The 12,837-nt window shown below is 57.7% G+C and carries 8 protein-coding genes; 5 read left to right on the top strand and 3 right to left on the bottom strand.

The window, feature by feature from the left end:
* Positions 1–53 precede the first annotated feature (53 nt).
* From BFP89_RS14985 to BFP89_RS14965, 5 genes are all read left to right on the top strand, one after another.
* A complete protein-coding gene (locus BFP89_RS14985; protein ID WP_065886227.1) occupies positions 54–1,037 on the top strand; it encodes a Bug family tripartite tricarboxylate transporter substrate binding protein in 984 nt (327 codons plus the stop codon).
* A 148-nt stretch (positions 1,038–1,185) separates the two neighbouring features.
* Positions 1,186–1,644: a tripartite tricarboxylate transporter TctB family protein gene (locus tag BFP89_RS14980; protein ID WP_065886226.1), complete on the top strand. Its 459-nt coding sequence runs from the start codon at positions 1,186–1,188 to the stop codon at positions 1,642–1,644.
* Position 1,645: 1 nt separating this feature from the next.
* Positions 1,646–3,160: a tripartite tricarboxylate transporter permease gene (locus BFP89_RS14975; RefSeq protein ID WP_065886225.1), complete on the top strand. Its 1,515-nt coding sequence runs from the start codon at positions 1,646–1,648 to the stop codon at positions 3,158–3,160.
* Complete coding sequence (locus BFP89_RS14970; protein WP_065886456.1) at positions 3,153–4,181, top strand: AbrB family transcriptional regulator; 1,029 nt, start codon at positions 3,153–3,155, stop codon at positions 4,179–4,181. The genes BFP89_RS14975 and BFP89_RS14970 overlap by 8 nt, the downstream gene beginning before the upstream one ends.
* Positions 4,182–4,349: 168 nt before the next feature.
* A complete protein-coding gene (locus BFP89_RS14965) occupies positions 4,350–7,508 on the top strand; it encodes a hypothetical protein (protein WP_065886224.1) in 3,159 nt (1,052 codons plus the stop codon).
* A 155-nt stretch (positions 7,509–7,663) separates the two neighbouring features.
* Here the strand turns inward: BFP89_RS14965 and BFP89_RS14960 are convergent, their stop codons facing one another.
* The 3 genes from BFP89_RS14960 to BFP89_RS14950 all read right to left on the bottom strand — a co-directional run bounded on the left by BFP89_RS14960 (position 7,664) and on the right by BFP89_RS14950 (position 12,558).
* A complete protein-coding gene (locus BFP89_RS14960; RefSeq protein WP_065886223.1) occupies positions 7,664–7,951 on the bottom strand; it encodes a chitin-binding domain-containing protein in 288 nt (95 codons plus the stop codon).
* Between the two features lie 151 nt (positions 7,952–8,102).
* Entirely contained in the window at positions 8,103–10,301 is a 2,199-nt protein-coding gene (locus BFP89_RS14955) for an autotransporter outer membrane beta-barrel domain-containing protein (RefSeq protein ID WP_242527088.1), read from the bottom strand.
* A 292-nt stretch (positions 10,302–10,593) separates the two neighbouring features.
* On the bottom strand, positions 10,594–12,558 hold the full coding sequence (locus BFP89_RS14950; RefSeq protein ID WP_065886221.1) for a hypothetical protein: 1,965 nt from the start codon (positions 12,556–12,558) through the stop codon (positions 10,594–10,596).
* Positions 12,559–12,837: the final 279 nt, after the last annotated feature.

Here is a 12,837-nt window from a genome sequence, read left to right as displayed (position 1 = left end):
GAAAAACGCCTCGAAGCGTTTTCGCCAAATAAGAACAATAAATGGAGACACACATGACGTTCCCCCTACGTAAGCTCGCCCTCGCCGCCGGCTGCATGCTGTTTGCCGGCCACCTGCTGGCCGCCGATGAACCCAAGCGCCCTGAATGCATCGCCCCGGCCTCCCCTGGCGGTGGTTTCGACCTGACCTGCAAACTGGCGCAAAGCGCGCTGGTCAACCAGAAGCTCTTGAGCAAGCCAATGCGTGTGACCTACATGCCAGGCGGCGTGGGCGCCGTGGCCTACAACGCGGTGGTTGCCCAGCGCCCTGCGGATGCCGGCACCCTGGTGGCCTGGTCCAGCGGTTCGTTGCTGAACCTGGCCCAGGGCAAGTTCGGTCGTTTCGATGAAAGCGCCGTGCGCTGGCTCGCAGCAGTGGGTACCAGCTACGGTGCTATCGCGGTGAAAAGTGATTCGCCCTACAAGTCTCTCGACGATCTCGTAAAAGCCTTGAAGAAAGATCCAGGCAGCGTGGTGATAGGTTCGGGCGGCACGGTCGGCAGCCAGGACTGGATGCAAACCGCACTGATCGCCAAGGCGGCCGGGATCAACCCGCGCGAGCTGCGTTACGTCGCACTCGAAGGCGGCGGCGAAATCGCCACCGCGTTGCTCGGTGGCCACATTCAGGTGGGCAGTACCGATATCTCCGACTCCATGCCGCACATCCTCAGCGGTGACATGCGCCTGTTGGCGGTGTTCTCCGAGCAGCGCCTGGACGAGCCGGAAATGAAAGACATCCCGACCGCCAAGGAGCAAGGCTACGACATCGTCTGGCCTGTGGTGCGCGGTTTCTACCTCGGGCCAAAAGTCAGCGATGCCGACTACGCCTGGTGGAAAGAGGCGTTCGACAAACTGCTGGCCTCCGACGACTTCGCCAAGCTGCGTGACCAGCGCGAGCTGTTCCCCTTCGCCATGACCGGCCCGGAGCTGGACACCTACGTGAAGAAACAGGTGGCTGACTACAAAGTGCTGGCCAAAGAGTTCGGCCTGATCCAGTAAACGCCCCCTCTTTTGTGTAATGGCCCTGTAGGAGCGAGCTTGCTCGCGAAGAACCCAAGGACATCCACGTGCGTCCAGACAGCACGCGTTATCGTTGACGTTTTTCGCGAGCAAGCTCGCTCCTGCAAGAGGGGCCTTGGAGTTTTCTATGCTCTTACAACGCATTTTCGCCGCCGTGCTGTTGCTGGCCTGCGCCGGCCTCGCCCTGATGGCCTGGCCGTATCAGGCGGCATTTTCCTACGAGCCGGTCGGACCGCGCGCCTACCCGCTGCTGATGCTCGGGCTGATGAGCCTGGCGCTGATCTACATGCTGTTTCGCCCGCAGCCCACCAAACACACCGAAGAAGACCCGGCGCTGGACCGCGACACCCTGATCAAGATAGGCATTTGCGTGGCGCTGTTGCTCGTGTTCGCCGCCACCTTCGAATCCCTGGGCTTCATCCTCAGCAGCATGTTGATCGGCATCCCGATGGCGCGCCTGTATGGCGGCCGCTGGATGCCCAGCGTGGTGATCGTTGGCCTCATGGCTATCGGCCTGTACCTGCTGTTCGATAAAGCCATGGATGTGCCGCTGCCCCTCGGCCTGCTCGACGTTCTGGAGAACTGATATGGATACTTTTGGCTATTTGGGCCAGGGTTTCGGCGTCGCGCTGAGCCCGTACAACCTGATCACCGCGTTGTGCGGCACGCTGATCGGCACCGTGGTCGGCCTGTTGCCGGGCCTGGGCCCGATCAACGGCGTGGCGCTGTTGATCCCCATCGCATTCGCCCTGGGCCTGCCACCCGAGTCGGCGTTGATCCTGCTCGCGGCGGTGTACCTGGGCTGCGAATACGGCGGTCGCATCAGCTCGATCCTGCTCAATATTCCGGGCGAAGCCTCCACCGTAATGACCACCCTTGATGGCTACCCGATGGCCCGCAAAGGCTTGGCCGGCGTGGCACTGTCGTTGTCGGCCTGGAGTTCGTTCATCGGTGCCTTTATCGCCACCTGCGGCATGGTGCTGTTCGCACCGCTGCTGGCCAAATGGGCGATTGCCTTCGGTCCGGCGGAGTACTTCGTACTGATGGTGTTCGCGATTGTGTGCCTGGGCGGCATGGCCGGTGACAAGCCGCTGAAGACCTTTGTGGCGGCGCTGATCGGCCTGTTCCTCTCGGCGGTGGGCATCGATGCCAACAGCGGCGTGTACCGCTTTACCGGCGACAACATCCACCTCACCGATGGCATCCAGTTTGTGGTGCTGGTGCTGGGCCTGTTCTCCATCAGCGAGATCCTGTTGCTGCTGGAAAAAACCCACCGTGGCCAGGAAGCGGTCAAGGCCACCGGGCGCATGATGTTCAACCTCAAGGAAGCCGGTGCGGTGTTCGTGGTTAACATCCGCTGCGGCTTGCTCGGTTTCATCATGGGCGTGTTGCCGGGTGCCGGTGCAACCCTGGCGTCCGCCGTGGCCTACATGACCGAAAAACGCCTGGCCGGTGCCAGCGGCAAATTCGGCCAGGGCGACATGCGTGGCCTGGCCGCCCCGGAAACCGCGATCGGCGCCTCCGCCTGCGGCGCCCTGGTGCCGATGCTGACCCTGGGCGTTCCCGGCTCGGGCACCACCGCCGTGATGATTGGCGCCCTGTCGCTGTACAACATCACGCCCGGCCCGCTGCTGTTCCAACAGCAACCGGACATTGTCTGGGGCCTGATCGCGTCGTTGTTTATCGCCAACATCATGCTGGTGATCCTCAACATCCCGATGATCCGCATCTTCACCCGTATCCTCGCCGTGCCGAACTGGGCGCTGGTGCCGGTGATCGCCATCATTACCGCGATCGGTGTGTACGCGGTTCACGCCACCACGTTCGACCTGTTCCTGATGGTCGGGATCGGCATCTTCGGCTACATCCTGCGCAAGCTGGACTTCCCGCTGTCGCCGGTATTGCTGGGCTTTATCCTCGGCGGCCTGATGGAACAGAACCTGCGCCGCGCGCTGTCGATCTCCAACGGCGCACTGGAAATCCTCTGGTCGAGCCCGATCACCTTTGGCGTGTGGGTACTGACCGCACTGATGCTGATGTTCCCGCTGGTGCGCATCTACCGCAAACGCGCCCTGCAGCGTCGTGCCGTGGCCGATGTCTGAGGTCACCTTCAAACATTGGTGGGGAACACCGCTGGTCGGCCTGGCCGGCGGTTACCTGGCCAGCCTCGTCGGCTGGCCTTTGCCCTACATGGTCGGCTCGTTGCTGGCGATCATCCTGGTGCGCTGCCTGACGCCGTGGCAGTTGGCGGAAATCCCCGGCGGGCGCAAATGCGGCCAATGGGTGGTGGGCATCGGCATCGGCCTGCACTTCACACCGGTGGTGATCGAGCAAGTGATGAGTCACTTCGGGCTGATCTTTTTCGGCGCGCTGGTCACCAGCCTGTCGAGTGTGGTCAGTGTGTGGCTGATGCGCCGCAGTGGCGAAGATCGCGCCACCGCGTTTTTCTCCAGCATGCCGGGCGGGTCCGGCGAGATGGTCAACCTCGGCGCGCGAAACGGCGCGGTGCTTAGCCGTGTTGCCGCCGGCCAGAGTTTGCGTGTGCTGCTGGTGGTGCTGTGCGTACCGGCGATTTTCAAGTATGTGTTGGGCGGCGGCGCGCCGCAGTTTCATCCGGCACCGGTGAGCTGGCCCTGGCTGTTGATGTTGTTTCCGATCGGCGCGCTGGTAGCCTGGGGCTGGCAGCGCTTGCGTCAGCCGAACCCCTGGTTGTTCGGGCCATTGCTGGTGAGTGCAACGGCCAGTGTGGTGTTTGACCTGCATATCGGGCTGCCCGATGGCGGTAGCCAGATCGGCCAATGGCTGATCGGCAGCGGTTTGGGCTGTCACTTCAACCGTCAGTTTTTTCGCCGGGCGCCGTCGTTCATGGCCCGCACTGTGATCGGCACAGTCTTGACCATGGTACTGGCGACATTGGCGGCCGTGGGCCTGAGTGCACTGACGCACCTGGATCTGCGCTCGTTGACCCTGGGCATGATGCCGGGCGGCATTGCCGAGATGAGCCTTACCGCCGAAACACTGCAATTGTCCGTCCCGTTGGTGACAGCCATGCAGGTGATGCGCTTGCTGTTCGTCCTATTCCTCGCCGAACCCCTTTTCCGTCACTGGAACCGCCAACCCTGATCCTGCGCAACGGTAATGGCCCGCCTTTGGGCCGTTACCACTTGTCGGCACTGTCAATTCTCACAGCTGGTTGCTCCCCGACTTCCGCGCTACACCTCTGCGCAGCTACTCCCACTCAGTAATTGGGCCGTAGACATGAGTTCCTCACTGACTGCAGAGGGTTCCACCATGGATAACGACAAAGAGCTTTCCAGAAATCCAGACCAGCAATTGATCCACCTCCCGGAGGGCCGCTCACTGCTGGCGCCCTACTCAAACACGCTGCCCCCGCAAAAGCCACCGCCAGTGCGACGTACGTTCATCGACCCTCTTTACCTGGTGCCACGCCCGTCCGACGTATCCCTGAACTCAACACAAGCCTTCAAAAAGGTTCCCCTCCAGGATTTGGCACTGTACATCCCCGCAAGCACCCAACCGGTGCAAGGTGTCGATGCCGGTATCAATCTTGCCGCGATAACATCGCATGAGGAGGGGTTGTTGATCGCCTTGCTGCCATTTCTGGAGATGGCAGCGCTGGATTTCGTGGAACTGTTCTTTGGCAACCTGAGCAATCCCGTCGCCTCTACCACCATCCACCCGCATGAAGTGGATAACGCTGAGTTGATTGTGCTGTTCGTACCGCCAAGTGTGATCACCGACGCAAATGTCTACCCGGTGTTCATCAGGGTGACACGCCTGGGCAATGCCGTGGGGGAAACAAGGAAGCTCGCGCTGAAGGTCGATAAGGTGAAACCCGGCGGGGACAACCCGGACGGAAACAGTTTTGTAAACACGAACCTGCCCAAGCCGAGCATTCCTCCGGAATTCCTCGAACTTGGCGTTACAGAGGAGGACGCCCGAAACGGCATAGACATTCGCGTCCCCTACTACCCCGCCGATACCTCATTGTCACCACGCACCTATCGAGCAGTGCGCGATGGTGTTCGCCTGAAAATCGGCGACGCCGTGTTCGAGCACACGGTGTCGCAGCCAGAAGCAGATGGCTATGACGACCTTGTCTTCAGGTTGCGCCTTGACGATTGGTACCAGATCGGCAGCGGCGCTCACGTCGTCGAGTGGAACGTGATTGACGAATGCGGAAACTATTCGGATGGCTGGTCGGTGCCCGAATTCCTCGAGGTATACCTGAACGATGGTTCAGAGCCATTGTTGCCCCATTGTTTCTTCGATGAGGCGCCAGAAGACATTCTCAACCTCGACGAGGTCAGTGGCGATAGCGTGACCATCATCGTTCCCATCGCGCGTAACGGCTACGCGTTGGGCGACGTGATCAAGGTGACCCTCACCGGCAGAACGGCAGATGGGCAAACGGTGAGGAAAACCTACAGTTCCCCTCCACTGGCATCCACCACGACGCGCCAGCTCAGGATCCCATGCCCGGTCAGCGACCTGGTACCGTTGATCGGAGGCCAGGCTCGACTTCGCTATGAGCGAGTCCGCTTTGGCGCGCCGAATAGAGGCTCGCTCATCACGCCGGTCAGCGTGATCGGCACCGCCATTCCCGGTGGGCTCCACGCCCCGATTTTCAGGGAGGCTGTCGATGGAACACTGCCTGCCGATACCCTCATCGTTAACATCGACATCCCTAAATATCACGGACAGGACTTCTTTGACCGCATCACGCTGAAACTGTTGGGGCGCTACCCTAACGGCAAGTTTTACTACCACGAAGAATCCAAAAATGCGGGCACAGGCAATGTGCTGTTCTCGATTATCAATGGCCCCGACGGTGATATTGCCAAGTTGGCAGATGGCAGCCTGACCGCCTCATATACCCGTCAGAATAGCGAGGGAACACGGCCATCCCCGGACACAACGGTTTATGTAGGCGCCTCCACGGCGGCACTGCCCGAACCGACGGTGCATGAGGCACCGCCGCCTCGTTACGTGTTTGATGCGAACCAATCCACTGGTGATGCCAACATTGAGGTCGACGCCCATAGCGATATCAAAGAGAGGGATACGATCACCCTCTATGCGCAAGGCAACGTCGTAAGCCCTGCACCTCAACCCTTCTATGTCTCAGGCTCCTGGAAAGACCGGCCGCTGCCCTTCACCCTTAAGCGCCAGGACATCCTGCCCAATCAAAATATGGATATTTTCTACGAACGCTCGCGCCCAGGCGTTGCAACGCGCTTTTCAAAAACCGTGCCTATGAGCGTCTTCGCATTACGGCATTTACCCGCACCTTTTGTCTTCAACAGCACGCCCGTGGACGACGAAAACGCTACGATTGATCCGAGGGTTGCCGACGGCACGCCAAATGTGACCGTTCGAGTACAGTTTGCAATGTCCGATAAGGACCTCATCAAGCTGGAATTGATAGGCAGGCCCGGTATCGCGCTGCCAACCATTGAGCCTCAATACGGCAACCCAAGTGTAGGCTATGTGCAATTTGTGTTTCCCAACTGGGTACTGGCCTACCACCTCGCAAGCGTTCTGCGCATTCAGTACCACGTAACAAACAACGGTCCCACCCGTGACTCAAGGGTATTGAACCTGCGAGTCCTGGGCTTCGATGAGATACCGGGCGGCAATCCGCTGCCGCAGCCCACACTCAACGGTTTGAAATCGGGCTCAGTCGTAGACCTTAATACAGTCAGCCCCTTCAACTGCTGGGTGGACCTGGCAAAATGGCTGCTCAGCGCGAAAGACCAACCGATCTGGCTCAAATGCCATAGCACGGATGCGTCAACACCGTTGACGCTGCTTAACGGCCACCTCATCACTCAAGAGCAGGCCGAACGCGGGATTATTCGCGAGCCGGCGCAAATCGGTTGGTTCACGGCACTCCCGGAGGGCAGCACGGTTAAGGTGACGGCTGCAGTGGGGTATACCCGCAGCAAATATGAAGCGGACGCGACGCCCTTTCCATCGAGTACTTACTCCATCAAAGCGCTGCGCCTCTCTGACTTCACGGATTTTGAAGTGTCCTTCTGGAATGGCTGGGCCAATTTGATCAATGGGCTCGGCGTGATCAGGAACTTCAATAACAATAATTACTGGTATGCAAAACTGCCCAGCGGCACGGCTCTGGCGCCGGGCGTGATTAAAACCTTTTTAATCAAAAGCGGCAAAACCTACCGTATCAGCTTCAAAATGAAAGTTGATCTGGCCCCTTACCAACCCCAGGTGTTCGTTGAGTTTGGTAGTCAGTCAAAAAACTTCGTCTATGTTCACGAGGGTAATTGGCACACCTACCAACTGGACTTTGCGTTGCCTACCGGGGCACCGTCTCAGTACTTGCCGATACGTATCTACTTCAAAAGCACATACTCACCGGCAGATTTTTCACTGGATGATATTTTCGTGGAAGAACTTAAATAGCTTCATTTTCAGAAACGGTGCCGAGTGGCGATGTTGCGCGGAACGTTCCCGGACGTTATCCAATACGCACTTCAACGCCACCCGGCGCCCTTGTACAGCAAACAAAAAAGCCTCTCAGCCGTAAGGAAGAGAGGCTTATTCAAGCATCATTTATTTTATTCGCACTTCTGTTTGGCTGGATTGAATTCCTGGCCGGCTGGGCATTGATACGGATACCTTTCCCAACGCTGGATACTTGTGCGATAGAGGCACCTGTAATACCAACCCGGCGAGACGCTTTTGAAGTAGCCCGCACTGGTGCAGGCTGGGTCCACACCTGGATAACCCTCCACGCCTATCTCTTCAGGACTGCTGGAACAGGCAGCGAGCAGCACAGCCACCCCTGCCGCCACTAACACCCCAGGTACGGCCCGCATTATTTTGCTCTTCAACGAATAACCCATGGGAATCTCCTTATAAAAGAATGCCCACCCAGTTAGCGTCAAAAAAAAATAACCGCCTACTGTCATATCTGACAGGTTTGAAACTTGACCGACGAACGGAATGCACCTCCTTCAACGCCATGGCGGCGCCCGCCCAGGTTACCCGCGCTACTTAGAATGCGTAGCGCAACCCGACGTTGATACCCAACGGCTGCTTGATATTCTTGCCCACGCTGCGCTCCAGGTCCGCATGCACGCTCAACTGCTGGGAGACCGACATCGCCACACCCGCGCCAAGCTTCAGCCGTGAGCCCGACAGGTCGTTGTTGAACGAGTTGTCATTGACGAACACTTTGTTGCTCTGGTCGAACTCATGGCTGACGGCGGCCTTCAAGTAGGGCTGCAGAATGCCGCCACTGTCGAGTTGGATGTTGTTGCCGGCAGTCACCCCCACTTCACCGATGACCGAACTTGAGCGGTCCCCCTTGGCTTTCAGGCCGTTGTCCAGCGTATAGCTCTGGGCCTGGGTGATCACCGCCGACAACTGGCCATAGGGTTCCACGAAGTAACCATCATCCAGTGTGATATGCCGGCCGAATTCCGCCGAAGCGCCGGTGGCATTCTGGGTGTAGTTGCCTTTGCTTTTCTTGCCGTCGCTCATGGCGACGTTGGATTCATTGTGCAAGCGGTTGAACTTGAGCACGCCGTCGAAGTAAAAGCCGCTCTCGCTGTCCAGCCAGGTTGCATAGCCACCCATGTAGTAACTGTTGATGGTCGCTTTGCTGCCCCGGTTCAGGTCCAGGTCCGATTGGCTGTGCCCGGCCATGACACCGATCAACCATTGCCCGTCGCCGGCCTCCAGCGGCGCATCCGCGCCCAGGGTGAACCCGCGCTGGCTCTGGTTATAGCCCAGGCCTGTCTTGTCGTTGGACACTTCATATTTGTTGCCATAGGCGCGGGTCCACAAGCCGGCGCTCTGGCCACCATTGAAACGCAGTTCACCCATGCGCGTGCGCAAGGTAGTCATTTCACCCAACAAGACGCTTGGCGCCGCGTTGAACAGCGCCAACACGGAGTTGGTGCTGGGGCTGATGACCTTGTTCTCCGGGTCGAGGTACCAGTCATGGTTTTGATTGTCGGCCACCAGGTCATACGAATAGGTGCCGAGGTCGACCCGCCCGCCCACGAGGCTGAAGTTCGCGACACCGTCGGCGGTGTGGACCATTTGCAGGCGCTCGGACAGCGGGTCCGCTCCCGTGCTGGCGATCAGCAGTTGATGATCGCCGGAAGAGGTGCCCGTCACATTCAGGAAGTCACCGGTCATCTGGCCAAAATCGGCCTTCATGATGAACGTACCGCCCGTGCCGGACAGGTTGTCCACATCCAACTTATAGAAGGCTCCCGAATCGCCGAACTTGACGTTGCCGCCATTCATCGACAGCGCATTGAGCGCCTGCTGCCCGTCGACCATCACCCAGGTGGCGTCGCTGTTGACCGACAGTTTGTCGACATTGTCCAGGCGCCCGGTCAGCACCGAGCCGTTGTTCAGACCAACGTTGGCGGTGCCGCCGCTGTTGACGATATCGCCATTCATGAAGGCGGCATCCATCTTCAAGTCCAGGACGCTGTCTTTGCCGACCTGAACGTTACCGCTCAGCGCACTGTTGAACACATTCACATCGGCTGCACCGCCATGGTCGATTTCGAGCATGTTGCCATTACCGCCGACCAGGGTGGTGCCATCGTTGATATTGATCTGGGTGCCGCCGGGATAGTCCACCAGGATTGCGGCGCCTGTGCCGCCCACCACCTCGGTCTGGTTGAGGTTCAACACCGAGGGGTTGTCCACCGTGGGCAAGCGATACGCCACGATCCCGTTCGTGCCGCCGTATATCCGGCCGCCCTGGGTGGTGAGTTGCCCGTCGTACGCGCTCAAGCCGGCTTTTGCACCACTGACCTGAGTGTTGTTCAAGAACAACGTGCTGGAGCCGCTGAGCAGGATGCCATCTGTGCCACCGGTTATCGTGCTGTCGGACACCTCCACCGTCGAGCCACGATTCGATTGAGTGCCGACAATCATGCCTGCGGCCCCGCTGCTGTATACAGAAGCATCGCGCAGCGTGCCCTTGCTGCCATAAAGCGCCACGCCAACTTCCTTGCCCGCGGTATTTTTGACCGTGCCGCCATTCATGATGAACGTGGAGTCATGCGCCTGGACGCCCACCATCGACGCCCCATTGGAGGTCAGGGTCGCCTCTTTGACGACATAGCGATCATTCTGCGAGGAGCCGTCTATCACCACGTTCTGGCCTGGGTTGATGTTCACTGCGTTGGCCTGTGTGGCCACGAACGCCATGGGCATCGCAGCCATCACTTTGATAGCCAGCGATAAGCGAGAAAGACAAAATGTTGTTTCAGTAATCATGATAAGTACCTCTAGTCGGTGACTGAACAAGCCAAGCGATTTAAGGACCATCGACTCAGGCTTTCAGAAGCGGCAAGGGTACGTATCAGACGGATAGGTTCATGTAGGTAAAGTCCCTGTAACCGTAGGACTAATCCTAAATATGCGTAGGTAGCAAGTTTAGAGCGGATAGGTATTTACAACGAGCGAAGGATACGAACCGTCAGTACTGCCAATGACGGTTCGTATATTGATGCCCTTACGGAGTAGCGGGCAGGGCGCCGCAAACGCTGTTATCGGCATTGCGCCGGCTCACATAAAGCACGGTCGTCGGTGACTTGCCCTGTGTGACGCCGTCAGCCTTGAGTATTGTGTAATAGAATTCAACACGGCCCAAAATCGCCGGTTGCACATAAGTGGCAAAATCCACGAGGAAATACTCCCCACCGCCGGGCAGGCTATGATCATTCGCGACGACAATCGGCGGCAATATTTCCGCTTCGACAAGCTTGTTGGTGGACGCCAGTCCTTCTCCGTAAAGGGTCCAGAAGCGCCTGATCGTGTCACCCTGTTTCAAGTTGACCGTGTCCACAATGCTCGTATCGATACCAAGCTCGACAAACTGTTTGCAACTGATCGAGCGAATCCCGCCGCCTGCATTGACAGACTTGGGGAACTCCGGCGCCGTCACGTTCTGCAGCTCACTGGCAAGCACATCGACCAGCGTCGCCAGGGAGGTGTCCACGTTGGAGTTAACCCCATTCGTCAGGCTGTACCACACCTTCTTGCCCAGTCCGTTTGCGCCTTGTGCGATGACGGCGGCAGTAACAATGACGGTGAATGTTCCAGAGTCTATGTCCGTCTGAGTCACGGTACGAGGGCTGGGGTAAATCGGTATACCATCCCAGTAAAACTGAAGCTGGTGTCCCGCGACCGCGCCCGTATACACGTCAAATTCAGCCGTCGCGTTACCCGTGTCGCCAGGCCCGATTTCATTGGTAAGTCCCTCGCTGGACGTCACGGTGACCAACGGCAGGTAATCCCTGACCGGGCCCGGATCGTCAGGGCGTCCGGCAGCGGAGCTGAAGTCCGCAGCCACCGTGATCGTGTTGGACCACGCTGAAGCGTTCCCTCCCTCTACCACGCGGTAGCGAAGGCTGGCAGTGCCCGGCCCGGTGATTCCATAGATCGCAAAGAGAACGAGCCAGGGAATTTCAATTTTTGCGGGGTCAGCGAGCGTAGGCTCGGTAAGCAATGTATGCGGGAATACCTGGCTACCGAGGGCACTATCGAGTTCGATTTGTACGATCTGGCCGGGTCTGAAATTGTCATAGCCAACAATATGCACTTCTGCCAATTTCAATTGCGCGTCCCGAAGATCCAACGGCGCCGCCGGTACCGCCGGATCGCTCAAATTCTCCGGTTGCGGTGTCAATATATACTCAATTTCTCTCAGCTTTGGCGGATAAATGGTTGAATTTTTTGAATAGTCAAAATAACGAAACGCCATACGATCTAACCGTGTACCGCCGACGACAACTTCATCTTTGGTCAGCGAAAATTCGACGGGCAATGTGTCCACCGGTAAGTTTGTTATTACTTTTATCGGCTCGGCATCCGTATAAGTTTTATAGATATGAAGTGAATCGAGCGGACGCGCAATCAAACGCCCCGGGGCACTGCAGGTCAACTGATCGCCATTGGCTGCCAGAGAACTCAGCGTAACCTTCCCGTCCACTGCACCCGCCAATAAGGTGATTGCGTCCAATAGAAGACCGCCGGCAGGGCCAACCGTATCGACGTTCACCAACGTGGTGCCGGACGGCTCATTACCACCTGTCGCCAAAAAAACCTCGTAACTTAAGCGATACTCCCCGTGATTGGCTACATCGTCGCCCTTGATGTTTGTTTCATAGGGCCACGTCAAGTCCGCCAATGGTTTGGAAAATTGGATGCGATTTCCGTAGGGCACACCATTAAAAGAAACCTGTAATTCATCCGGGTTAGTGCCAGGAAAAGGTAATGTATCCTCCCACATTTCAATCTCAATATTAACCCCTACGGTTTGCGCGACAATAGTTTCCATCAGATTAGGCGGCAGACCCGGTACGGCCGGCAGGGCATTGGTGACTCTAATGTCGTCCACAGCTCGCGATGCGGGAGGCGCAAGCCCATGAGGTACAGGCTCCGTTAATGGACTGATGCTTGGGTTCGACTTAGCCATTGCTACAAACTCCTTTGAGTAAGAGACGGTGCACATTGATCGCCAGCCGCACGAGACGATTGACCGGTTAATTAAACCCCCTTCTCCCACACGGCACAGCCTGTCAAACTTGACAGCTGCGTACTCATACAAAATATGCTTCCAATTAGAACGCATTAATTAGGCAGTGTTTTAATAGCCATCCCATAAAAAAAACCACACTATTAATTCCATTCAATCTAAACCTCTGGACCCGACTCACCCTTCATCCTGTAAAGGACTCTTTCATCCGCATAAAAA

The sequence above is a fragment of the Pseudomonas sp. 31 R 17 genome, assembly GCF_900004915.1.
Lineage (GTDB): Bacteria > Pseudomonadota > Gammaproteobacteria > Pseudomonadales > Pseudomonadaceae > Aquipseudomonas > Aquipseudomonas orientalis_A.
The sequence above is the reverse complement of the archived record's forward strand: the minus strand, read 5'-3'. Positions and strand labels throughout refer to the sequence as shown.